Origin of the sequence: Glycomyces harbinensis (assembly GCF_900101745.1) — a bacterium.
In the GTDB taxonomy this organism is placed as follows: Bacteria; Actinomycetota; Actinomycetes; order Mycobacteriales; family Micromonosporaceae; genus Glycomyces; species Glycomyces harbinensis.
The window spans coordinates 121,557-145,986 of record NZ_FNAD01000006.1 but is presented as its reverse complement, the minus strand read 5'-3'; the positions used below and the strand labels follow the sequence as shown (position 1 = coordinate 145,986).

The 24,430-nt window shown below is 70.9% G+C and carries 17 protein-coding genes; 8 read left to right on the top strand and 9 right to left on the bottom strand.

Features of this window, described 5'->3' with window-relative positions:
- Positions 1-301 precede the first annotated feature (301 nt).
- Together BLQ63_RS12095 and BLQ63_RS12090 are read left to right on the top strand one after the other, a co-directional pair.
- Positions 302-1,288 carry a LacI family DNA-binding transcriptional regulator gene (locus tag BLQ63_RS12095; RefSeq protein ID WP_091034372.1) on the top strand — a complete coding sequence of 329 codons (987 nt, stop codon included), beginning with the start codon at positions 302-304 and terminating at the stop codon, positions 1,286-1,288.
- A gap of 163 nt (positions 1,289-1,451) precedes the next feature.
- The gene (locus BLQ63_RS12090) at positions 1,452-4,049 is read left to right on the top strand and encodes a glycoside hydrolase family 9 protein (RefSeq protein ID WP_091034367.1); all 2,598 of its coding nucleotides are present in this window, start codon (positions 1,452-1,454) and stop codon (positions 4,047-4,049) included.
- A gap of 93 nt (positions 4,050-4,142) precedes the next feature.
- Here BLQ63_RS12090 and BLQ63_RS12085 read toward each other — a convergent pair whose 3' ends face one another.
- From BLQ63_RS12085 to gsmA, 4 genes are all read right to left on the bottom strand, one after another.
- Positions 4,143-4,520, bottom strand: a complete 378-nt coding sequence (locus BLQ63_RS12085) for a hypothetical protein (RefSeq protein ID WP_091034363.1) — start codon at positions 4,518-4,520, stop codon at positions 4,143-4,145.
- A 147-nt stretch (positions 4,521-4,667) separates the two neighbouring features.
- Positions 4,668-5,258 (bottom strand): prepilin peptidase, encoded by a 591-nt coding sequence (locus BLQ63_RS12080; protein ID WP_091034360.1) that lies wholly within the window; start codon positions 5,256-5,258, stop codon positions 4,668-4,670.
- A 237-nt stretch (positions 5,259-5,495) separates the two neighbouring features.
- The gene (gene uvrA / locus BLQ63_RS12075; RefSeq protein WP_091034867.1) at positions 5,496-8,405 is read right to left on the bottom strand and encodes an excinuclease ABC subunit UvrA; all 2,910 of its coding nucleotides are present in this window, start codon (positions 8,403-8,405) and stop codon (positions 5,496-5,498) included.
- A gap of 310 nt (positions 8,406-8,715) precedes the next feature.
- Positions 8,716-9,777, bottom strand: a complete 1,062-nt coding sequence (gene gsmA / locus BLQ63_RS12070) for a sporangiospore maturation cell wall hydrolase GsmA (RefSeq protein WP_177154896.1) — start codon at positions 9,775-9,777, stop codon at positions 8,716-8,718.
- A 176-nt stretch (positions 9,778-9,953) separates the two neighbouring features.
- On the opposite strand from gsmA, the gene typA reads away from it, so the two are divergent.
- The gene (gene typA / locus BLQ63_RS12065; RefSeq protein WP_091034858.1) at positions 9,954-11,825 is read left to right on the top strand and encodes a translational GTPase TypA; all 1,872 of its coding nucleotides are present in this window, start codon (positions 9,954-9,956) and stop codon (positions 11,823-11,825) included.
- A gap of 46 nt (positions 11,826-11,871) precedes the next feature.
- Here the strand turns inward: typA and BLQ63_RS12060 are convergent, their stop codons facing one another.
- The 5 genes from BLQ63_RS12060 to mraZ form a co-directional block, all read right to left on the bottom strand.
- Entirely contained in the window at positions 11,872-12,795 is a 924-nt protein-coding gene (locus tag BLQ63_RS12060; RefSeq protein ID WP_091034358.1) for a proteasome assembly chaperone family protein, read from the bottom strand.
- Between the two features lie 135 nt (positions 12,796-12,930).
- A complete protein-coding gene (locus BLQ63_RS12055; RefSeq protein WP_091034357.1) occupies positions 12,931-15,159 on the bottom strand; it encodes a peptidoglycan D,D-transpeptidase FtsI family protein in 2,229 nt (742 codons plus the stop codon).
- Positions 15,160-15,167: 8 nt separating this feature from the next.
- Positions 15,168-15,743 (bottom strand): cell division protein FtsL, encoded by a 576-nt coding sequence (ftsL, locus tag BLQ63_RS12050; RefSeq protein ID WP_091034356.1) that lies wholly within the window; start codon positions 15,741-15,743, stop codon positions 15,168-15,170.
- Complete coding sequence (gene rsmH, locus BLQ63_RS12045) at positions 15,740-16,717, bottom strand: 16S rRNA (cytosine(1402)-N(4))-methyltransferase RsmH (RefSeq protein WP_091034355.1); 978 nt, start codon at positions 16,715-16,717, stop codon at positions 15,740-15,742. The genes ftsL and rsmH overlap by 4 nt, the downstream gene beginning before the upstream one ends.
- Before the next feature lie 17 nt (positions 16,718-16,734).
- Entirely contained in the window at positions 16,735-17,166 is a 432-nt protein-coding gene (gene mraZ / locus BLQ63_RS12040; protein WP_091034856.1) for a division/cell wall cluster transcriptional repressor MraZ, read from the bottom strand.
- A gap of 590 nt (positions 17,167-17,756) precedes the next feature.
- On the opposite strand from mraZ, the gene BLQ63_RS12035 reads away from it, so the two are divergent.
- From BLQ63_RS12035 to BLQ63_RS12015, 5 genes are all read left to right on the top strand, one after another.
- Positions 17,757-19,001: a Mur ligase family protein gene (locus tag BLQ63_RS12035; protein ID WP_218125219.1), complete on the top strand. Its 1,245-nt coding sequence runs from the start codon at positions 17,757-17,759 to the stop codon at positions 18,999-19,001.
- Positions 19,002-19,019: 18 nt separating this feature from the next.
- Positions 19,020-19,742 carry a type 1 glutamine amidotransferase gene (locus tag BLQ63_RS12030; RefSeq protein WP_091034353.1) on the top strand — a complete coding sequence of 241 codons (723 nt, stop codon included), beginning with the start codon at positions 19,020-19,022 and terminating at the stop codon, positions 19,740-19,742.
- Positions 19,743-19,865: 123 nt separating this feature from the next.
- Positions 19,866-21,773 carry a beta-galactosidase gene (locus BLQ63_RS12025; protein WP_091034351.1) on the top strand — a complete coding sequence of 636 codons (1,908 nt, stop codon included), beginning with the start codon at positions 19,866-19,868 and terminating at the stop codon, positions 21,771-21,773.
- A 49-nt stretch (positions 21,774-21,822) separates the two neighbouring features.
- A complete protein-coding gene (locus BLQ63_RS12020; protein ID WP_091034348.1) occupies positions 21,823-23,421 on the top strand; it encodes an MDR family MFS transporter in 1,599 nt (532 codons plus the stop codon).
- Between the two features lie 46 nt (positions 23,422-23,467).
- Positions 23,468-24,082 carry an NADPH-dependent F420 reductase gene (locus tag BLQ63_RS12015; protein WP_091034344.1) on the top strand — a complete coding sequence of 205 codons (615 nt, stop codon included), beginning with the start codon at positions 23,468-23,470 and terminating at the stop codon, positions 24,080-24,082.
- The last annotated feature ends 348 nt before the right edge of the window (positions 24,083-24,430 follow it).

Genomic DNA, 24,430 nt, shown 5'->3' with positions numbered 1-24,430 from the left:
GAAGTGGCGTCCCACCGGCTGGGCGGCGGGGCGGCGTTGGCGCGCGGGCGACCGCGTCGCGGGTGTGCCAGGAGGGTTCCGGAGGGCGGCGCTCGCGATGTTTCACACGTTCGAGAAGGTTTCGCGGTTCCGGTCCGCGAGACGGCGACCGGTAGACTCGAGCGATCATGTTCGCAGGTCAACGACGAGATAATGAAGATTTCAATAAAGTTGCAGACGGAAGGACGACGGTGCGATGACCCCCCAGCACGCTCGGAGATCCGCAGACCGCACCCCGGCACCGCGGTCTCGCAAGCCGACCATGGCGGACGTGGCCGCCGAGGTCGGCGTCTCCCGCGCCTTGGTCTCCCTGGTCTTCCGCGGCCAGCCCGGCGCAAGCCCCGAGACCCGCGAGCGGGTCTTCGAGGCGGCGGCCCGCCTCGGCTACAAGCCCGACATGGCCGCCCGGCTGCTCGCGCGCGGGCGCAGCCGGGTGCTCGGCGTGCTTTTCACCGCGCGCAACCCCTACCACGTGGACCTGGTCGAGGCGATCTATCCGGCCGCCGAGGAGCTGGGCTACGACCTGGTGCTGAGCGCCGCCGTGCCGACCAGGGACGAGCACAAGGCGATCGAGGCGCTCATCGGGCACCGCAGCGAGGCGCTGCTGCTGTGCGGTCCGAACATCCCCGACGGCGACGTGAAGACGCTCAGTTCGCGGCTGCCGACGGTCGTGATCGGACGCCACATCAAGGACGCGGGGGTCGACGTGGTCACCTCCTACGACCGGCCCGGCGCCCGTGAAGTGGTCGACTACCTGGTGGGGCTGGGGCATCGGAACATCGTGCACGTGGACGCCGGTAGCCAGCCTGGCGGTCCGGAGCGGCGGCGGGCCTACCGGGACGCGATGCGCTCCCACGGCCTCGGCGAGCGGATCAGGGTCATCCCCGGGAGCCATTCCCAGGAGGGCGGCTCCGATGCGGCGCGCCTGCTCCTGGAGGAGGAGCGGCCGCTGCCGACGGCGGTGTTCGCGGCGAACGACCAGTGCGCGCTCGGGCTCCTGGACGTGTTCACCAGGGCGGGCGTCAACATTCCGGAGCAGGTCTCGATCGTCGGGTACGACGACAGCCACATCGCCGGCCTCAGCCACATCGACCTGACGACGGTGCGCCAGGACGTGCCGCGGCTCGCGAGGCTGGCCGTCCAGGCGGCCGACGAACAGCTGCGCGGGGCCCGCCAGGCGGGCGCGAGCCTGAAGCTGGAGTCGCGCCTGGTCGTGCGCGGGACGAGCGGCCCGCCGGCCGAAGGGTGACGGCGGAACGGGCCTCGCTGACATCGGTTGCCAGCGTGGGGATCTCATTCGGTCGAGCGATTCGGCTCCGCGGAAAGCCTGGAAACAACTTATTGACATTCATGAATTTCAATGACAGGATATGCGTGGTAACGCTCCCAAATCCTTGGAGGAGGGCACCCCCATGCCGCTGTCCGCACCCGATCGACCGCTCTGGTCCCGACGCCTCGCGCTCGCCGCCGCGACCGCACTAGCCGTGGGCTTCGCGGCGGCCGCGCCGGCCGCGCAGGCCCAGGACGAGGAGCCGACCGACCTGATCACCAACGGCGACTTCGCCGACGGCACCACCGGCTGGTGGACCACCGCTAACCTCACCGGCGCCGTCGCCGACGGGCAGTGGTGCGTCGACGTGCCCGGCGGCACCGCCAACCCCTGGGACGCCATCGTCGGCCAGGACGGCCTGCCGCTGGTCGCCGGCGAGTCCTACGAACTGCAGTTCACCGCCAGCGCCTCCTCCGACGTGAGCGTCCGCGCGCTCGTCCAGCGCCCGGTCGACCCCTGGCCGACCGCGCTGGAGGAGTTCCCGATCCTCACCGCCGAGCCGCAGGCCTTCACGTACACCTTCACCGCCGGCGCCGACTGGAGCGACGCGCAGCTCGCCTTCCAGATCGGCCGCCACGCCGATCCGTGGCAGCTCTGCCTCTCGGAGGTCGCCTTGCTCACCGGAGCCGAACCGCCCGTGTACGACCCCGACACCGGCCCGCGCGTGCGGGTCAACCAGGTCGGCTACTTCCCCGACGGCCCCAAGCGCGCCACGCTCGTCACCGAGGCGACCGAGCCGGTCCCGTGGCAGCTGCACGACGCGGCCGGGACCCTGGTCGCCGACGGCGAGTCCGCCGTGCACGGTGACGACCCCGCGGCGGGCGAGTCGGTGCACGTCATCGACTTCTCCGGCGTCACCGCGGTCGGCGAGGACTACACGCTCACCGCCGACGGCGAGACGTCCTACCCGTTCGCGATCGGCCGGGACGCTTACGGCGCCTTGGCGACCGATGCGATGTCGTTCTACTACCCGCAGCGCTCGGGGATCGCGATCGACGACGCGATCGCCCCGGGATACGGGCGCGAGGCCGGGCACGTGGACGTGGCTCCGAACCAGGGCGACGGCGCCGTCACCTGCTACGGCGGCGCCTGCGACTACACGCTGGACGTGACCGGCGGCTGGTACGACGCGGGCGACCACGGCAAGTACGTGGTCAACGGCGGCATCTCCGTCGCGCAGCTGATGAGCGTCTACGAGCGGGCGCTCCACGCGCCCACCGGCGACCCCGACCGGCTCGCCGACGGGACCCTGCGCATCCCCGAGCACGGCGACGGCGTCCCCGACGTCCTCGACGAGGCCCGCTGGGAGGTCGAGTTCCTGATGGCGATGCAGGTGCCCGAGGGCGAGGAGCTCGCGGGCATGGCCCACCACAAGATGCACGACGAGAACTGGACCGGGCTGCCGCTCATGCCGTCCGACGACCCGGAGGCGCGGTTCCTGGAGCCGCCTTCGACGGCGGCGACGCTGAACCTGGCGGCCGCGGCCGCGCAGGCGGCGCGGCTGTTCGAGCCGTACGACCCCGAGTTCGCGGCGCAGGCGCTGGAGGCGGCCGAGACCGCCTGGGCGGCGGCGCTGGCGAACCCCGCGATCTACGCGGTCGACCGCGGCGCGGGCGGCGGTCCTTACGGCGACAACAAGGTCACCGACGAGTTCTACTGGGCCGCGGCCGAGCTGTTCCTGACCACCGGGTCGCAGACGTACGCGGACCACCTCCAGGACTCCGAGCTGCACGTGGAAGAGGACGTCTTCACCGCGGGCGGCTTCTGGTGGGGCGAGGTGGCCCAGCTGGGCAAGATCGACCTCGCGACGGTGCCGAACGCGCTGTCGGACCGCGATGCGGTGGTCGCGCAGGTCGTGGCCGGCGCCGACGCCTACCTCGCCGAGCAGGACGCGAACCCGTGGGACCTGGGCTACGGCGCCGCGGGGACCTTCGACTGGGGTTCCAACTCCGCGGTGCTCAACCGCCTCGTGGTGCTGGGAGCGGCCTTCGACCTCACGGGCGATCTGCGCTACCGCGACGGCGTGCTGGCCGGTCTGGACTACATCCTGGGCCGCAACGCCCTCGGGAACTCCTATGTGACCGGGTACGGCTCGCACTTCTCGCAGAACCAGCACTCGCGCTGGTACGCCAACCAGCTCGACCCGAACCTGCCGAACCCGCCGGCGGGGACGCTCTCGGGCGGCCCGAACTCGGTCGCGTCCACGTGGGACCCGGTCGCGCAGCGCTGGCTGACCGACTGCGCGCCGCAGCGGTGCTACATCGACGACATCGGGTCGTGGGCGACGAACGAGCTGACGGTCAACTGGAACGCGTCGCTGTCGCAGGTGGCGGCGTTCGCGGCCGACCAGGCGGCGACGGTGGAGACCGCGCCCTCGTGCTCGGTGGAGTACCGGATCAACGGCCAGTGGCCCAGCGGGTTCAACGCCCAGGTGGCGGTGACCAACACCGGTGACGCGCCGCTGGAGGGCGTGACGCTGCGGTGGTCGATGCCGACCGGGCAGTCGATCACGCACTCGTGGAGTGCGGACCTGGCCCGGGAGGGCCACCTGGTGACCGCCACCGAGCTGGGCGGCGGCTACGCGCTGAAGCCGGGCCGGACGTTCACGTTCGGGTTCATCGGGTCGAAGGACGCGAGGTCGGCGGTGTCGCCGGCGACCGTGACGTGCTCGGTGAACTGACAGGGCATTAATGGCCGCGACCGGGAAGGGTGAGCCCGGGGACGGCGAAGGGGCGGCCACTGTGGAGGTGGCCGCCCCTTGTCTTGCCTGTGGCTAGTCGCCGTGGTGGTGCTTCTGGTCCTTCGACCAGTTGCAGACCTTGTCGACGTCGGAGGTCCCGAGCAGACCGAGGCTGGCGGCGTTGCTCCAGTCCCAGTTGAGGGCGCAGATGTTCGAGGCCACGTTGACGCCGTTCGGGTTCTGGTCCCAGCCGTTGCACAGGTCGGTCACGTCGCTCTTGGCGACGTTGAGCAGGCTGATGACGTCGCCGCTCCAGTTGCCGATGCAGAGGTTCGACAGGAAGTTGACGCCGCCGAAGTCCTTCGGGTCGTATTCGTAGCTGCTGCCGCCCTCGGTGGGGGCGGTCGTCTCCGCGGCCAGGGCCGGTGCGGCCATGCCCACGGCCAGGACGCCGGCAGCGGCTGCCGCCACGGCGGTTTTGGCGATAAAACGAATCACTGTCACCTCTCAGTCCTCGGTGTCTCCTTGTGACCCTTTCGTACCAGGTCGGCCATGAATATAACGTCGCCCCGGAGCCGGGGAGGGAATATCGGGAAATTCGGGGGCGGCGTGTCGTCGTCACGCGAGCCAGGGTGCGAACGCGAGTGCCGCGGCCGCTCCCGCGAGCATCGCCGGGCCGTAGGGGAAGTCCTTGCGGCGCATCGCGAGCACCACCGCGGCCTGTCCCCCGCCGACGGCGGCGGTCGCGACCGCGGCGATGAGCGCGGTCTGCCAGGAGGCCCAGCCGAGCGCCAGGCCGAGCAGTCCCGCGAGCTTCACGTCGCCGAAGCCGACCTGGCCCGCGGCGCAGCCGATCCCGTAGGCGGCCATGCCCGCCGCGGCGCAGGCCGCGGCCCGCAGCATCGCGTCCGCTTCCCCGGTGGCGATCAGGAGGGCGGCGACGACGGGGTAGGCCGGCAGCACCAGCACGTCCGGCAGGCGCCGCTCGTACGCGTCGATCCACCCGGCGGCGATGCCCGCGGCGGCGACCAGTGCCAGCGCGGCCGCGTGCAGCGCTCCTTCGGCGCGCCAGGCGATCAGGAGGGCGGCCGCGACCGCCGCGGCGGCGACGGGCCACCCGGCGGGCCGCCGGGCGGTCGCCACGGCCACGGCGCGGCGCAGTCCCGGGACGGCGATCATCGCGGCGGCCGCCGCTCCCACGAACAGCATCCACCGATGCTCGCACCGGACGGGCGCAGCGAACCCGAACGACGCGCGGCCTTCGGGCCGCGCCAGCGGATCGGCGGAGCCCTCGCATCGCCGGAAACCGTCGGACCCCTCGGGCACCGTTGAAGCCGGGGGCGACCGCGAGCCGACACGCCCGGCCTCGTGATCCGCAGCGCCTCCCGCCGGCGCACCGCGCAGAGCGGCGCGGCCCGAAGGCCGCGCCGCCCGTGCGCTGTCGCGCTACTTCTTGGCGGCGGTCTTGCGGCCGTTGCCGGACTTGGCCCTGCGGGCGGCCGGGCCGTCCCCGTTGCCCTTGCCGTCGAGGCCGAGCAGCGGGCGCAGGTACGCGCCGGTGTGGCTGGCGCTGATGGCGGCCACCTCCTCGGGCGTGCCGGCCGCGACCAGGGAGCCGCCCTTGTCGCCGCCCTCGGGGCCGAGGTCGATGACCCAGTCGGAGCACTTGATCACCTCGAGGTTGTGCTCGATGGTGATCACGGTGTTGCCCTTGTCGACCAGGCCGTCGAGCACGCCCAGGAGCTTGCGGACGTCCTCGAAGTGCAGGCCGGTGGTCGGCTCGTCCAGGATGTACACGGTCTTGCCGGTGGAGCGCTTCTGGAGTTCGGAGGCGAGCTTGACGCGCTGCGCCTCGCCGCCGGACAGGGTGGGCGCGGGCTGGCCGAGCCGCACGTAGCCGAGGCCGACGTCGACGAGGGTCTTCAGGTGCCGGTGGATCGACTGGATCGGCTCGAAGAAGTCGGCGGCCTCCTCGATCGGCATGTCGAGCACGTCGGAGATGGTCTTGCCGCGGTAGTGGACCTTGAGGGTGTCGCGGTTGTAGCGGGCGCCGCCGCACTCCTCGCAGGGCACGTACACGTCGGGCAGGAAGTTCATCTCGATCTTGAGCGTGCCGTCGCCGCTGCACGCCTCGCAGCGCCCGCCCTTGACGTTGAAGGAGAACCGGCCCGGGCCCCAGCCGCGGACCTTCGCCTCGGGCGTGCCCGCGAAGAGCTTGCGGACCTTGTCGAACACGCCGGTGTAGGTGGCGGGGTTGGAGCGCGGCGTGCGCCCGATCGGGGACTGGTCGACGCCCACGACCTTGTCGACCCCGTCGAGGCCGGTGATGGTGCGGTGCTTGCCGGCGACGAGCTTGGCGCCGTTGATCTCCGCGGCGAGCGTGTTGTACAGGATCTCGTTGACCAGTGTGGACTTGCCCGAGCCGGACACGCCCGTCACCGAGACCATGCAGCCCATCGGGAAGGCCGCGTCGATGCCCTTGAGGTTGTTCTCCCTGGCGCCCTTGACGACCAGTTCGCGGTCGGGGTCGGTGGGGCGGCGCTTGCCGGGCACGGGGATGCTGCGGCGGCCCGCGACGTAGTCGCCGGTGATCGAGCCCTCGGCGTCGGTCAGGCCGGCGACGGGGCCGGAGTAGATGACCGAGCCGCCGTGCTCGCCCGCGCCGGGGCCGATGTCGACGATGTGGTCGGCGATGCGGATGGTGTCCTCGTCGTGCTCGACGACGATGAGCGTGTTCCCCAGGTCGCGCAGGCGCTCCAGGGTGGCGATGAGCCGGTTGTTGTCGCGCTGGTGCAGGCCGATGGAGGGCTCGTCGAGCACGTAGAGCACGCCGACCAGGCCCGCGCCGATCTGCGTGGCGAGGCGGATGCGCTGGGCCTCGCCGCCGGACAGGCTCCCGGAGGCGCGCGCGAGCGTGAGGTAGTCGAGCCCGACGTCGAGCAGGAACTGCAGGCGGGCGGTGACCTCCTTGACGATCGGCGCGGCGATCATCGAGTCGCGGTCGGAGAGCTTGAGCGCGTGGAAGAAGGAGGCGCACTCGGCGATCGAGAGCGTGCAGACCTCGTGGATCGACAGTCCTTCGACGGTGACGGCGAGGACTTCGGGCTTGAGGCGGGCCCCGGCGCAGGTCGAGCAGGGGATCTCCCGCATGAACTGCTCGTACTTCTCGCGGGTCCACTCGGAGTCGGTCTCGTGGTGGCGGCGCTCGACCCACGGGACGAGGCCTTCGAAGCGGGTCTCGTAGGAGCGCCGCTGGCCGCGCTTGTTGCGGTAGGAGACCTGGAGGGTCTCGTCGTAGCCGTAGAGGACCGCCTTCTGGGCGGCGTCGGGCAGGTCGGCCCAGGCGGTGTCCACGTCGAAGCCGACGGCTTCGCCGAGGGCGACGATCTGGAACAGGAAGTAGTCCCCCATGCCGACCGAGGACCACGGCGCCAGGGCGCCGCCGCGGATGGTCGCCTCCAGGTCGCGGATGACCAGCTCGGGGTCGACCTCCTTGCGGACGCCGAGGCCGTGGCAGACCGGGCAGGCGCCGAAGGGGGCGTTGAAGGAGAAGGTGCGCGGCTCGAGCTCGTCGAGCGTGAGCGGGTGGTCGTTGGGGCAGGCGAGCTTCTCGGAGAAGCGCCGGGTGCGGGCCGGGTCGTCCTCGGGGACGTCGACGAAGTCGAGGACCACGACGCCGTCGGCGAGGCCGAGCGCCGATTCGACCGAGTCGGTGACGCGCTGGATCGAGGAGGGCTTGACGACGAGGCGGTCGATGACCACGTCGATGTCGTGCTTCTCCTGCTTCTTGAGCTTGGGGACGTCGGTGAGGGCGTAGACCTCGCCGTCGACGCGGGCGCGGGCGTAGCCCTGCTGCTGGAGGTCGCCGAACAGGTCGACGAACTCGCCCTTGCGCTTGCGCACCACCGGCGCGAGCACCTGGAAGCGGGTGCCCTCGGGCATGGCCATGATCTGGTCGGTGATCTGCTGCGGGGACTGCCGCCCGATCTCCTCGCCGCAGACCGGGCAGTGCGGCACGCCGACGCGGGCGTACAAGAGCCGCATGTAGTCGTAGATCTCGGTGATGGTGCCCACCGTCGAGCGCGGGTTGCGCGAGGTGGACTTCTGGTCGATCGAGACCGCCGGGGACAGGCCCTCGATGAAGTCGACGTCGGGCTTGTCCATCTGGCCGAGGAACTGGCGGGCGTACGCCGAGAGCGACTCGACGTACCGGCGCTGTCCCTCCGCGAAGATCGTGTCGAACGCCAGGGAGGACTTGCCCGAGCCGGACAGGCCCGTGAAGACGATCAGCGAGTCTCGGGGCAGGTCGAGGTCGACGTTCTTGAGGTTGTGCTCGCGCGCGCCGCGCACGACGATCGTGCCGGAGGAATGCGTCTTGGTGTCGATCAGAAGGTGCTCGTTGGCCACGGTGGGAATCTAACGTTCGGGTCCGACAGTTCGGGGAGGCCCGCTGTTCGAAGATGCCGCGGTCGCGGGCCGCTTGTCGAGGCTACCTCGCGCGGAGCTGCGATTCGCACCGCGAATGTGACCTTTAACTCAGGCTTCACGGCGGCGAAAGGCGCCGCGGCGGGCCGTCCGGCGAACGCGGGCGGCCCGGAGGATGCCCCCTCCGGGCCGCCCGCCCGCCGTCGCCGGGGCGCTTTCACCCGGCCGTGTCGTCCGGCTGTCAGTCGAACCGGTACAGGTCGTAGTCGTCCATGATCCCGATGAGCTTCTCGGCGTACTTCGGGTCGGTGGCGTACCCGGCCTTCTGGATCTCGCTCGCGAAGCGCTTCGGGTCGTCGGCGTGGTCCATGGCCGTGTCGTAGCGCGACCAGTTGGAGAGCAGGTCGCCGTGGTCGCGGAACGAGTCGGCCACGGTCTCGTAGGCGCGGAACGTCGCGTCGATGTCGAAGCAGCCGCCGGTGGGGCTGCACTCGAAGGTCGCGTAGTCGCGGCAGCCGAGGGCGTGGTCGCCGGGCGAGCCGAAGCACTTCATGCCGAACAGGTTGTGGTCCTCGCGGGCCAGCGCGCCGCGACCCCAGCCGGTCTCGAGGATCGCCTGGGCGATGGTCACGGAGGCGGGCACGCCGGTGGCGTCGTCGCCGGCCTGCGCGGCGGGCGCGTGGGCGCTGATGAAGCCCTGGTTGCCGCCGCGCGGGACGGACGGCGGGTCCTGGCCGCACCAGGGCAGCCACGGCTCGCCCTTGCTCCAGCCGACGTAGGCGGCGCTGACGTAGCGCTTGTCGCCGATCTTGTACCAGACGCCGGTGGTGCGGGCGGTGCCGTCGACCTCCTGGCCCCAGACCTGGCACTGGACGGGCAGGCTCGCGCCGTTGGCGAAGCCGCCCTGCCTGCCGGCGGTGGAGTTGGCCGCGTTGCGGACGTTGAGCTCGCCGCCGCCGGTGTTGACGCGGGCGGCGGTGGCCTCCTGGGTCGCGGCGGCGCACCAGGGGAGGTCCGGCGAGGTCGACCAGGCGATGTAGGCGTTGGCGATCCAGCGGGCCTTGCCGATGCGCAGCCAGGTGGAGGAGGCGCGCACATGTCCGCTGATGTGCTCGCCGCGGGCCTTGCAGAAGACCTCGGGGCCGGCGCCCTTGGCGAGGGTGCCGACGACCTTCTGGTCGGTCGCGGGTCCCGAGCGCACGTTGACGGTGCCCGCGTCGGTCGAGGCGACGGCGCCTGTGATCTTCGCGTGGGAGGGCAGCGCGCCGACGAGAACGGCCCCCGCGGCGAGCGCGAGAACCATAACGAACCGGATGGATATATGGAATACGCCCATAAATCGCAGTGTAAGCAGTGGAGGACATTGCCACACGGAAAGACACAATGTGAATGTTGTTTCCGTAGTGTTCGCCGAGCAGGTGTCCGCGATCACCTGGGTTGACGCCAGGGCGGTCCGCTCCTTGAGCGACAATGGTCGTCGTGTCTACACGCTCTGATCTGCGAAACATCGCCATCGTCGCCCACGTCGACCACGGCAAGACCACGCTCGTCGACGCCATGCTGAAGCAGGCGGGCGCCTTCCGCGAGGGCGCCGCCGTCGACGACCGCGTCATGGACTCCGGTGACCTTGAACGCGAGAAGGGCATCACGATCCTCGCGAAGAACACCGCGGTCCACTACACCAATCCGACCGACGGCTCCGCGATGGTCATCAACATCATCGACACGCCCGGCCACGCCGACTTCGGCGGCGAGGTCGAACGCGGCCTGTCCATGGTGGACGCGGTGGTCCTGCTCGTCGACGCCTCCGAGGGCCCGCTGCCCCAGACCCGCTTCGTGCTGCGCAAGGCGCTCACCGCGAGGCTCCCGGTCATCTTGTGCATCAACAAGACCGACCGCCCCGACGCCCGCATCGACGAGGTCGTCAACGAGACCTACGACCTGTTCCTGGACCTGGACGCCGACGAGGAGCAGATCGAGTTCCCGATCGTCTACGCCTGCGCCCGCGACGGCGTCGCCTCGCTGACCAAGCCGAAGGACGGCACGGTCCCCGAGGACTCCGACAGCCTCAAGCCGTTCTTCGACACCATCATCGAGCACGTGCCCGCGCCCGAGTACACGCCCGGCGCGTCGCTCCAGGCGCACGTGACGAACCTCGACGCCGACAACTTCCTGGGCCGCATCGCGCTGTGCCGCGTCGAGGAGGGCGAGCTGCGCAAGGGTCAGACCGTCACCTGGATCAAGCGCGACGGCTCCATGTCGAACGTCCGCATCACCGAGCTGATGATGACCGAGGCGCTGACCCGCAAGCCCGCCGAGATGGCCGGCCCCGGCGACATCTGCGCCATCGCGGGCATCCCCGACATCATGATCGGCGAGACCCTGGCCGACCCGGAGAACCCGGTGGCGCTGCCGCTCATCACCGTGGACGAGCCGGCGATCTCGATGACCATCGGCACGAACACCTCGCCGCTGGTCGGCAAGGGCGGCAAGGGCCACAAGGTCACCGCGCGCCTGGTCAAGGACCGCCTCGACCGCGAACTGGTCGGCAACGTCTCGCTCCGGGTCCTGCCGACCGAGCGCCCCGACGCCTGGGAGGTGCAGGGCCGCGGCGAGCTGGCCCTGGCGATCCTGGTCGAGCAGATGCGCCGCGAGGGCTTCGAGCTCACGGTCGGCAAGCCCGAGGTCGTGACCAAGCAGATCGACGGCAAGACCCACGAGCCGGTCGAGCGCCTGACCATCGACTCCCCCGAGGAGCACCTGGGCGCGATCACGCAGCTCATGGCGACTCGCAAGGGCCGCATGGAGACCATGACCAACCACGGTTCGGGCTGGATCCGCATGGAGTGGCTCGTGCCCTCCCGCGGCCTCATCGGCTTCCGGACCGAGTTCCTGACGCAGACCCGCGGCACCGGCATCGCGCACTCGATCTACGAGAAGCACGAGCAGTGGTTCGGCGAGCTGCGCACCCGCAACAACGGCTCGCTCGTGGCCGACCGGGCCGGGGCGGTCACCGCGTTCGCGATGATCAACCTCCAGGAGCGCGGCACCCTGTTCGTGGGGCCGACCACCGAGGTGTACGAGGGCATGATCGTCGGCGAGAACTCGCGCTCGGACGACATGGACGTGAACATCACCAAGGAGAAGAAGCTCACGAACATGCGTGCGGCGGCGGCGGACTCGACCGAGAACGTGGTCCCGCCGCGGGCGCTGTCGCTGGAGCAGTCGCTGGAGTTCTGCCGCGAGGACGAGTGCGTGGAGATCACGCCCGAGACCGTCCGCATCCGCAAGGTCGTCCTCGACCAGAAGGAGCGCGGCCGCTCGGCCTCGAAGGCCAAGCACGGCAAGTAAAGCGGTAACAGGAAGCGGGCCCCGGCCGATGCCGGGGCCCGCTTCTTCACGCCGCTAACTTGTCGTCCTCGCCCCGCTGGCGCTCGGCGAGGAAGGACTCGAAGGCCGCGCCGAGCTCGTCGGCGGTGGGCATGCGCCCGTCCTGGAGCATCTCGTCGGTCTCGGCGGCCTCGGTGAACGAGTCGTACTGGTCCTCAAGGGTCTTCACCACTTCGCCGACCTCGTCGGACTCCGAGACCTGCTCGGCGATGTCCGAGTCGACCTGGGCGCGTTCGACTTCGAGGTCGTCGTCGCTGGGCAGGTCGAGGCCGGTGGCCTCGCGGATGCCCTCCAGGAGGCGCATCGTGGCGGCCGGGTAGGTCATCTGCATCACGTAGTGCGGCACGTGGACCGACAGGCCGATCGCGTCGCGCCCGGACTCGCCGAGGCGGTACTCCAGGAGCCCCGCGGCGTTCCCGGGGACCGTGACCTCGTTGAAGACCGGGCGGTTGTCGAAGACGAGTTCGGGCCGGGTCGCGTGCACGGTCATCCCGAGCGGCCGCGTGTGCGGGACGCCCATCGGGATGCCCTGGAAGCCCAGGGTCAGCGGCACGTGCCAGTGCTCGACCAGGTCCTCGACCGAGTCCACGAAGCGTTCCCAGGCGAAGTCGGGCTCGGGCCCGGTCAGCAGCAGGAACGCCCGGTCGGACGCGTCCCTCATGAGGTAGACGACCAGTTGCGGCGCCTCGAAGTCGGACCAGCGGTCGATCGAGAACGTCAGGTTCGGCCGCCTGGAGCGGTAGTCGATGAGCTGGTCCACGTCGAAGGACGCGACCGGCGTGTGCTCGCAGGTCTTGAACAGGTGGTCCACGACCCCGCGCCCTGCCTGCCCCGCGTCCATGAAACCGTCGAGGAAGTGCAGCAGGACGGCTCCCCGAGCCTCCGGCGGCTCGGCGAGGACTTCACACAGTGCCCAAGGGTCAACGTTCAAAACAATCGGCTCCTTCTTCCTTGACGCCTTCGATGCTAACGCCCGGGGCCGACCTCCGATTCCCCCTCGGGCAGAACTTCGGACCAGCGTCACGCCCGCGCCCGGTGCGCCGACCGCACTCGGGACCGGCGCGGCTCAACCCCACACGTCGAACACCGGGGCCGGGTCGGTCGCGGGGCGAACCCCGAAGTAGCCCAAGGCGAACTCGTTGATCTCCTTGAACGCCTCGCCGGTCGTGGAGCCGCCGCCACCGCCGCCGGGGACGTAGACGCTCACGGCCACCACGTACTGCGGGTCCTCCGCCGGGGCGAATCCCACGAACGAGGCCACGTTGCCCTCCGCGTACTCGCCGTCCACGACCAGGCCGCCCGTGCCGGTCTTCCCGGCCAGGTGGTAGTTCTCGAGCTCGGCGTTGCGGCCCGTGCCCGTCTCGGCCGCGATCGGCGCCTGGAGGAGGTACTGGAGGTCTTGGGCGGTCTCGGTCGAGATCACCCGGTGGGAGTCCTCCTCCGACTCCTCCTCGACGGGATCGCCGTCGGCGTCCACGAGGTGGTCGACCAGGGTCGGCTGCACGTAGACGCCGTCGTTGGCGATCGCGGCGTACATCGCGGCCATCTGCATGATCGTCGCGGTGCCCTCGTGGCCGATCGGGACCGAGCCCGCCGAGGTGCCCGACCAGTTCTCCGGCTCCTGGAGGATGCCCGAGGCCTCGCCGGACACGCCCACGCCCGTGGGCTCGCCGAGCCCGAACGCCAGCTGGTACTCGTAGAGCTTCTCCGCGCCGATGCAGTCGGCGAGCTGGATGGTGCCCACGTTCGAGGACTGGGCGATGATCCCGGCCAGGCTCAGCACCGCGTCGCCGTGGTCGTAGGTGTCGGTGTAGTTGACGCCGCCCTTGTTGATCGACTGCTCGACGGGCATGGTGCCGTCCGGCTCGATGCAGCCCTCCTCGAGGGCCGCTGCGAACACGATCGCCTTGTGGATCGAGCCGGGGTCGACCGTGGCCTGCGTGGCGTAGTCGCGGTAGGCCTCCGGATCGTCCACATCGAACGGATCGGCCGCGTTGTAGGTCGGGGTCGACGCCATCGCGAGCATCTCGCCGGTGCCGACCTCCATCACCAGCGCCGAGCCGAACTCGGCGTCGTGGTCCTGGACCGTGGCCTCCAGGATGTTCTGCACCTGGAACTGGAGGTCCGCGTCGAGCGTCAGCTGGATGTCCTTGCCCGGCACCGCCTCCTCCTCGCGGTAGAAGGCGCCCGGGATCGGCTGGCCGGACTGGCTGCGCTCGTAGGAGACCTCGCCGTCGGTGCCCGAGAGCCAGTCGTCGTAGGAGGCCTCCAGGCCGCCCAGGCCCTCGCCGCCGTCGCCGCCGGTGAACCCGATGACGTTGGCGGCCAAGTCGAGTCCGGGCACCACGCGGCGCTCGTCGTCGCCGATGATCAGGCCGGGGTTCTCCATCTCGCGGATCTGGTCGCCGATGCCGAGGTCGACGCCGCGCTGGAGGTAGGCGAAGCGGATGTCGTCCCCCTGCGGGGTCTGCTTCGTGCCGATGAGCGGCTCCAGCTCCGAGGCCGGGCGGCCCAGCAGCTGCGCCAGCTGCGCCGCGAGCTCGGCGGGGTCGCCCTTGACCATCGCGGGGTCGACGGCGATGTAGTTGGCCCTGACCGAGTACGCGAGCCGGTTGCCGTCGCGGTCCAGAATGGAGCCGCGCGCCGCCGGGAGCGGCTCGGTGGTCAGGCGCTGGTTCAGCCCCTCGGCCGCGTACGCCGCCGAGTCGGTGACCTGGAGCTGGATCAGGCGGGTGCCCGAGAGCACCAGGAGGACCATGACGAAGGCCGCGGCCATGCGCATGCGCCGCGACGGGTTGCCCAGGCGCGGCAGGCGCGGGCCCGGCCGGACCGGGACGGGCCCGGTGGTGCGGCCGGCGGGGCGCCGCTGGGACCCGACCGTGCCCGTGCGGCGGGTCGAGCCGGGTCGCACGGCCCCGGTGCGCCGGGTCTGCTCGCGAACGGTGCCGGTGCGGCGCACCGGCTCTGATCGGGCAGAGCCGGTGCGCGGCGATCCGGTGGACTTGGACTCGGGGCGGGGTTCGACGGGGATCGCGCCGGTCTCGCGCTGGCGCCGCTCGCGCGAGCGGGCCGCGGCCTCGCGGCGGCGCTTCGCCGCGACGTCCTCGGTCTCGGGCTGCTGGGCCCGGTTGCGCTCGCGGCGCGCGGCCTCGCGGTCGCGCGCCCCGTTCTCCCTGGCCCGGTTGTCCTCCGGCCCCTCCGCCGCCTCGCGGACGGTGCGTCCGCGAGGCGTGTAACGACGGGCCCGGCTGATCGAGGAGGGGTCGCGCCGTCGACGGGGGTCGGATTCGGTCATCGACGTCCTTACTCTCGGTTCCAGGGCAGCTCGATGGTCTCGCCGCCGGGGAGGTACAGGTAGGTCACCTTCTCCGGGTGGACCATCCCGTACCGCAGGGCCGCGGCCTCGAGGTTGTTGGGCGAGTTCAGGTTCGTCAGCTCGTCGGCCAGCGCCTGCTCGGTCTGGTCCAGCTCGCCCGCCTGCGTCCGCAGCTCCTGGAGCCGGTAGGCGTCCTGGTTGATGACCGCGTTCAGCAGCAGCAGGCCCACGATGCCGGCGACGACCAGCGCGATGATCCCGCCGACGAACGCCGGGCGCGGCACCTCGACCGGCTCGGGCGCGGCCTTGGTGGCGGGGCGCTCGGCGGTCTTGGTGCGCGGGATGACCACGGTCTCGCGCTGCGGCGCGGCCGGAGCCTCCACGGGCGGCAGGTCGATCGGGACCGTTTCGGGCTGCACCGCGAGGTTCCCGTCGAAGACGGGGGCATCGGCGGACTCGCCCACGAGGGACCTGCGGCGCGAGGACGCGGCGCGGGCCCGGCGGCGGGCGGCCTTGATGATCTCCTCGGGGTCGGCTTGAGCTCGACGGTACTGGTCGCTCATGGTGCGCCTCCTGGTCCTGTGGACGGTGCGATGCGTTCCGCGGCGCGGAGCCGGGCGGGCGCCGCTCGCGGGTTGCGGTCGAGTTCGGTCTGGGTCGGTTGCTGGGCCTTCTTCGTAAGGAGTCGAAAGGTGGGCTCGGTGCCGGGGAGGTCGACCGGGAGGCCGGCCGGGCTGGAGGAGCTGGCTCGGCGGGCCAGTTCCTGCTTGGTGATGCGGTCTTCGAGCGAGTGGTAGGACATGACCACCACGCGCCCGCCGGGGGTGAGCCGGTCGAGGGCGGCGGGCAGGGCCCGCTCCCACGTCTCGAGCTCGCCGTTGACCTCGATGCGCAGGGCCTGGAAGGTGCGCTTGGCCGGGTTGCCGCCGGTGCGGCGGGCCGCGGCCGGGATGGCGTCGCGGACCAGGTCCGCCAGGGCGGAGCTGGACGTGATCGGCGCCCGGGCGCGGGCGTCGACGATGGCCCTGACGACGCGGGTCGCGAACTTCTCCTCGCCGTATTCGCGCAGGATGCGCACGAGGTCGCCCGGCTGGTAGGTGTTCACGACGATCTCGGCGGTGAGGGCGTCGTCGGGGTTCATCCGCATGTCCAGGCGCGCGTCCTGGCTGTAGGCGAAGCCGCGGTCGGCCTGGTCGAGCTGCATCGAGGAGACGCCGAGGTCGAACAGGAGGGCGTCGGCCCCGTCGAAGCCGTTGTCTCCCAGTACCTCGGGGATCGCGTCGTAAACCGCCCGGGCCGGAATGAAGCGGTCGCCGAAGTCGGCGAGCCGCTTCGACGCGAGTTCGAGGGCGGCGGGGTCGCGGTCGACGCCGATGACGGTGAGGCCGGGGTGGGCGGTCAGGAGCGCCTCGGTGTGGCCTCCGGCGCCGAGGGTCGCGTCGACGGCCAGCGCGCCGGGCCGGGCCGCGGCGGGGGCCAGGTAGTCGAGCACCTCGTCGAGCATGACGGGGACATGCGGTGCGTTCGATGCGTTCATTCCGCTCACCTCCTTCTCTACAGTCCTTCGGGCAGGTCGCCCTCTTCGATGTCGGCGAAGGCCTCCTCGGAGGCCTCCAGGTATTCGTCCCAGGTCGTGGTGTTCCAGATCTCGACCCGGTTCGAGGCGCCGATGACGACCAGGTCGCGGTCGAGTCCGGCGTATTCGCGCAGTCGGGGCGGGATGTTGACGCGGCCCTGCTTGTCGGGGACCTCGTCGTGGGCCGAGGCGAAGAACACCCGGCTGTAGGCGCGGGCGGTCTTGCTCGACATGGGGGCCTGCTGGAGGGATTCGGCGATGCGCGCGAACTCCGCCTCCGGGAACACGTAGAGGCACCGCTCCTGGCCCTTGGTGATCACGACTCCCTCCGCCAGTCCTTCCCTGAACTTGGCGGGGAGGATGACGCGGCCTTTGTCGTCCAGGCGCGGGGTATGGGTACCGAGGAACATCGGCGCCACCCCCCGTGACTCTCAGGCTGCGCGGCCTCCCCGACCGCGCTGGCGGGCCACCAGTCCCGCCATTGCGCCCCACCTTACTCCACTCTTCCCCACCTATGGGGGTTGTTTCCGCGTGGCTTCCGTGGTTGGTGTGACGTATGTGCTGGTCAGCATCGGTGGAGGAGTGTGGAGTGACGAGTGCGCAACATGGGGGTCCAAAGGCGAGATTCATTCAGAGTTCACCCCTTCGGGTGGGAAGCGCCCCAATCGGATCGGCCGGTCGGCGACGACTCGCGCACGCATTGCGACGAGACCCGGCACGGTCCGCGCGCGGCTGATCACTGTGGAGTGAGGGCGGGGAGGGAAGCGGCGGACGCGCCGCGGAGCCGCTGCCCGGAGGCGGGGATGCGGCGCGGCGAAGCCGCTCCGGCCCGGGTGCGGGCGGGGCGACGGGCGCGGGCCCGCATCGGCGTTCGTCACTGCGGCGGCGGCGGGGTCCGACGCAGCTCACGCACCGGTGCCACTCATCACGCGATCCGGTGGCCGTGTGACAAACTCTTCTTCATAGTCGTCGAGTCCGATCAAGCCGAAAGCGAGCCCGCATGAGCGCGAATCTGACCCCACGCGCGAAATTCGCCACCACGCTCCTCAGGACCGCGGCGGCGCTCTCGCGGGCCACCGGTCGTGGCGACGGCTCGGTGATCGGCGGCCGCGTCGGGTTGATCGTCGAACCGCGGCTCCTGGAGCTCCTCGCCGAGGGGCGCCACGTCGTGCTCATCTCCGGCACCAACGGCAAGACCACGACCACGCGCTTCACCACGGCCGCGCTGGAGGCGATCGGGAAGGTCGCGACCAACTCGTTCGGCGCGAACATGCCCACCGGGCACACGACCGCGCTCGCGAAGGCCCCCAAGGCGGAGTACGCCACGCTCGAATGCGACGAGCACTACCTCGGGCAGCTGCTGGACGCGGCGAGCCCGAAGGTCGTCGCGCTGCTGAACCTCTCGCGCGACCAGCTCGACCGGGCCATGGAGGTCACCGCCCTGGCCGCGAAGTGGCGCCAGACCCTCCAGGCCTCGGCGGGCCAGACGACGGTCGTCGCCAACGCCGACGACCCGCTCATCGTGTGGGCCGCCTCGGTCTGCCAGCGCGTGGTGTGGGTCGCGGCGGGCCAGAGCTGGACCGCCGACTCGGCGATCTGCCCCAACTGCGGGGCGCACCTGGACCGGTTCGGGGAGTTCTGGCGCTGCACGAACTGCGGCCTCAACCGCCCGAGCCCGCAGTGGTCGGTGGCGCAGCAGGGCGAGGCCGTCGTCGGGCCCGACGGGCGCCGCTACGACCTCAACCTGCAGCTGCCCGGGCGCGTGAACCGCGCGAACGCGGCCACCGCCCTGGCGGTGGCGAGCCTGTTCGGGGTCGACCCGGTGCAGGCGGCGCCGCGGCTGTCCGCGGTGACGTCGGTGGCGGGGCGGTACGCGAAGGTCGAGCGCGACGGCCGGCACCTGCGGCTGCTGCTGGCGAAGAACCCCGCGGGCTGGCTCGAGTCGTTCGACATGATCGAGCAGGGCCCACCGGTGGTCCTGTCGCTGAACGCCCGCGAGGTCGACGGGTTCGACACCTCGTGGATCTACGACGTGGACTTCACCTCCCTGTCGGGCCGGAAGGTGGTCGTCACCGGCGACCGCCGCACCGACCTGGCCGTGCGCCTGGAGGTCGACGGGGTCGACTTCATCGTCGTGGACGACATCAGGGCCGCGATCGCGGCGGTGCCGCCGGGTCCGGTGGAGGTCGTGGCGAACTACACGGCGTTCCAGGACGTGCGCGCCGAATTCAACCGGGTCAACTGAGAGAGCGAGCGTTCCACCGTGGCACTGAGCACCCTGCGCATCGTCTGGCTCTACCCCGACCTCCTGTCGACCTACGGCGACCGGGGGAACCTCCTGGTCCTGGCGCACCGCGCCCGCGCCCGCGGGATCGACGTGGAGCCGATGCAGATCCGCAGCGACCAGCACATCCCGCACACCGCGGACATCTACCTCATCGGCGGCGGCGAGGACGGCCCGCAGGCCGTCGCGGCCGACCGGCTCCTGCAGGACGGCGCGCTCAGCCGCGCGGCGGAGGCCGGGAAGCCGATCCTCGCGATCTGCGCGGGGTACCAGCTGCTCGGCGCGTCGTTCTACGCGAACGGCCGCGCCTACGAGGGCCTGAACATCCTCGACCTGCGTTCGGACCGGGGCCCGTCGCGGGCCGTGGGCGAGATCGCCGGCGAGGCCGCGCCGCAGCTGGGCATCGGCCCGATCACCGGGTTCGAGAACCACGGCGGGCGCACGCACCTGGGCGAGGCGGTGCAGCCGCTCGCGCGCGTCACGGCCGGCGTCGGCAACGACGGCGCGACCGAGGGCGCCTGGGCGGGGCACGTCATCGGCACTTATATGCACGGCCCGGGGCTCGCGCGGAACCCGAAGCTCGCCGACCTGCTCCTGGCGTGGGCGGTCGGGGTGAACCCGGCGCAGCTGCCGCCGCTGGACGACACGTGGCCCGAGCGGCTGCGCCACGAGCGGTTCGCCGCGCTCAGCGCCTCCCAGTAGATCCGAGTCCGATTCGCACGCATTAGGCTGGCCGAAACACCCCGGAACCAGTTAGTTTTGTCTTACAACTAACTGACCCGCAGTGCCGCCGCGCGCTGTGAACGCGCACCTCGGAGGACCCCCATGGACTGGCCCAAAGGCGTCGACGGCTTGAGCTACGGCGGGGACTACAACCCCGAGCAGTGGCCCGAGGACGTCTGGGACGACGACGTCCTGCTCATGCGCGAGGCGGGCGTCAACCTGGTGACCCTCGGGGTGTTCTCCTGGTCGCGCCTGGAGCCGCGCGAGGGCGAGTACGACTTCGACTGGCTCGACCGGATCATGGACAAGCTCCACGCCGGGGGCATCCGCGTCGACCTCGCCACCCCGACCGCCTCGCCGCCGCCGTGGTTCGGCATCGCCTACCCGGACGCGCTCAACACCCGCCCCGACGGCGTGGTGCAGGTGCACGGCTCGCGCGACACCTACGACGTCTGCGCGCCCGACTATCAGGAGGCGTCCCGGCGGATCGCGGCGAAACTCGCCGAGCGGTACGCCGAGCACCCCGCGCTCGCCATGTGGCACATCCACAACGAGTACGGGTCGGCCTCGTACTCCGCGCACGCCGAGCGGGCGTTCCGGGTCTGGCTCGAGGCGAAGTACGAGACGATCGACGCGCTCAACGAGGCGTGGTGGGGCTCGTTCTGGAGCCAGCGGTACGGCGAGTGGGACCAGGTCCTCGCGCCGCGCGCGACCCAGTACCTCCACAATCCGGCGCACGAGCTCGACTTCAAGCGCTTCACCTCGGACGCGATGCTCTCGCACTACAAGGAGCAGCGCGAGATCCTGCGCGAGGCGAACCCCGAGATCCCCGTCACCACGAACTTCGTGTTCGGCCAATGGGTCCCGGTCGACCACTGGAAGTGGGCGGGCGAAGTGGACGTCGTCGCGTTCGACTCCTACCCCTCGGCGCCCGACGAAAGGGCCGAGCAGCAGAGCGCCCTCCACGCCGACCTCTCCCGCTCGTGGGCCGGCGGCGGGGACTGGATCCTCATGGAGCAGGCCGCGGCCACGGTCCACTCCAAGGACGGGTCGATCGCCAAGGCGCCCGGCCGGATGGCGCGCCACTCGATGATCCACATCAGCCGCGGCTCCAAGGGCGCCATGTTCTTCCAGTGGCGCGCCGGACGCGGCGGCTCCGAGCAGTGGCATTCGGCACTGGTCCCCCACGCGGGCAAGAACACCCGCATGTTCCGCGAGGTCACCGAGTTCGGGAACACGCTGCCGGGCCTCGCCCGCACCGTCGAGTCCCCCGTCGAGGCCCGCGTCGCGATCCTGTGGAGCCCCGACTCGTGGTGGGCCACCGCGGGCGGGCACCTGCCCGCGCCGGTCGACTACTTCGAGAACGTCGCCCAGATCCACCGGGTCCTGCGCGACCGCGGCGTGGTCGCCGACTTCGTCGCCCCCGAAGGCGACCTGTCGAAGTACTCCACGGTGATCGCCCCGACCACGTACGTGCTCAGCCGGGCCGCCGCCGAGAACCTGCGCTGGTTCACCGCCGGCGGCGGGCGCCTCGTGGCCTCCTACCTCACCGGCGCCGTCGACGAGCACTGCCAGGTCTGGCTCGACGGGTACCTCGGCGGCCTCACCGACCTGTTCGGCATCCGCGTCACCGAGCACCTGCCCCAGCCCTCGGGCGAACTGCGCGCCCTGTGGAACTTCGGGGCCGCCGAGCGCTTCTGCGAACTGGTCGAACTGCGCGGCGCCCAGTGCGTCACGCAGTACGCCACGGGCGAGGTCATCGAGAACCAGCCCGCCGTCACCGTCAACCCCTTCGGCGAGGGCGAGGCCTGGTACGTCTCGTGCAAGCTCGTCGACGAGGCCTGGGACCGCCTGTTCGAAGCGCTCGAACTGACCGGCCCGGGCTGGGCCGGCGTCGACGTGGTCGACCGCGGCCAGTGGCGCTTCATCATCAACCACACCGAGAAGGAAGCCCAGGTCGGGCACGTCATCGTCCCCGCCGGATCGTGGGCGGTCGACAGGAAGCCCTAATGCCCCGTTTCGGCCCGCCCCAGGCGAGGCGGGCCATACGCTCGGCGGTATGAGTGAGCGAACCGGCCCCGCGGGCATGAGCCGCCGGGAGCTCTACACCCTCTTCGGCGCCCTCATGCTCACGATGCTCCTGGCCTCGCTCGACCAGACCATCGTCGGCACCGCCCTGCCCACGATCGTCGGCGACCTCGACGGCATGGACAACTACACGTGGGTCGTCACCGCCTACCTCATCGCCACGACCGCCTCCACCCCGCTGTACGGGAAGCTCTCCGACCTCTACGGCAGGCGCCCGGTCATCCTCACCGCCATCGTCATCTTCCTCGTGGCCTCCGCGCTCGCCGGGCTCTCGCAGAACATGCTCCAGCTCATCCTCTTCCGCGGCCTCCAGGGCCTGGGCGGCGGCGGCCTCATCTCCCTCGCGTTCACCGTCGTCTCCGACGTCGTGTCGCCGCGGGAGCGGGGCAAGTACCAGGGGTTCTTCGGCGCGGTCTTCGGCGTCTCCTCGGTCGCCGGCCCCGTCCTCGGCGGCTGGCTCTCCGAAGTGGACTGGCGGTGGATCTTCTACATCAACCTGCCGCTGGGCTTCGCGGCCATGATCGCGGTCAACCAGATCCTGCGCCGCCACCACTTCCCGACCAGGCAACGCAGGATCGACTACCTCGGCGCGGCCTGCCTCGTCCCCGCCGTCGTCTGCCTGCTGCTGGCCGTCACCTGGGGCGGCAGCGAGTACGCGTGGACCTCCGGCGTCGTCCTCGGCCTGTTCGCCGCCGCCGCGGTCCTCACCGCCGCGTTCCTGCTCGTGGAGACGCGCGCCGAGGAGCCCATCCTGCCGCTGCGGATGTTCCGGCAGGGCACCTTCGCGCTCGCCAGCGTCATCGCGCTCGTCTTCGGCGTCGGCATGTTCTCGGGGATCGTCTACATCCCCCTGTTCTTCCAGATGGTGCGCGGCTACTCCCCCACCGAGTCCGGCCTGCTCATGATCCCCATGATGGCCGGCATGGTGCTGACCTCGGTGTCCTCGGGCTTCGTCATCTCCAGGCTCGGGCGCTACAAGTGGTTCCTCGTCACCGGGTCGATCGTCATCACCGCGGGGCTGGCCCTGTTCACGCAGCTGCACGTCGACACGCCGCTGTGGCTCAGCAGCCTCTACCTGCTCGTGCTCGGCGTCGGGATGGGCATGTTCATGCAGCCGCTCGTGCTCGCCATGCAGAACATCGTGAAGGTCGAGGACCTCGGCGCGGGCACCAGCACCAACAACTTCGCCCGGTCGCTCGGCGGCGCGATCGGCACCGCCGTGCTCGGCGCGGTCATGACCGCCAAGCTCAACGACGAACTCGCCGCGAACCTGCCGGGCGCCCTGGCGCAGCTGTCGCCCGAGCAGGCCGCGGGCTTCGGCCGGACCGACCTGACGGCGGTCATGCAGTCCCCCACGGTCGTCGCCCACCTGCCCGAACCGGTCCGGGTCGTGGTCCAGCAGGCCTTCACCGACGGCCTCGACCTCGTGTTCCTCGTCGCCGCCTCGATCGCGGCCGTCACCATCGCGCTGACGCTGTTCATGCCGAACCTGACACTGCGCGGCGCCAAGCCCGCCGTCGAGGACCCGGACGCGAAAGGCTGCGAGGTCCGCGCCGAGACCTCCCCATGACACCCCGCCCGGACGTCTCCAACGGACGACAGCAAGAGGAGGACACATGGAGATCCTGATCGTCGGCGCGGGCAACATGGCCCGCGGCATCGGCCTGCGACTGGTGCGCGGCGGGCACCGGGTGCGCATCGCCGCCCGCGAACCCGACAAGGCCGCGGACCTGGCCGCCGAACTGGGCGACAGCGCCGCGGGCGAACCGCTCGACAGCGCCGCCGGCGCCCCGGTGATCGTGCTCGCGACGCCGTACGAGGGCGGCAAGGAGGTCGCCCGGCTCTGGTCGGACCAGCTCGCGGGCAAGACCGTGATCGACATCTGCAACCCGGTCGACTTCGACACGTTCGACGGGCTCGTCACGCCGCCGGGAAAGTCGGCCGCCGAGGAGATCGCCGAGGCGGCCCCGGACGCGCTGGTGGTCAAGGCCTTCAACACCACGTTCGCCTCGCGCCTGGCGAACACCGGGACGCTCGACGTGTTCGTCGCGGGCGAGGACGCCGACGCCAAGAAGACCGTGGTGGGCCTGTGCGTCGACGCGGAACTGCGGCCGATCGACGTGGGCGGCCTCGCGCACGCCAGGGCCCTCGAAGCGTTCCAGCTGCTGCACATGAAGGTCCAGGACCAGATCCACGGCGGCTGGTCCACCGCGATCACCTTCGCGCCCTGAACGGCGGTCCCGGGCCGGCGGTTCGCCGCCGGTCCGGGGCTCGACCAATGGGGAAATCGCATTCGAAAGGCGTTGCGGCCCTCCTGCGAAAACACCTTGATATCGGCGACCTGACACCACCCGACAGGAGCATCGTTGTTAAGCTTTGCCTTAGCTTCCCGCCCCCAGCAGGTCCGCATTCCGATATTCCCGCGTCCATCCCCGCATCGACTGCACTGGCAGACTATCCCCCTGAAGGTTCCCATGCGCGATCGAATCGAATCATCTGAAGCCGGCCGTGCATTGGCAGCCGCGAGTCGCGATTTCAGCACTTGGGAATACTGTCTGTTCCTCAATTCACTCCTTTCA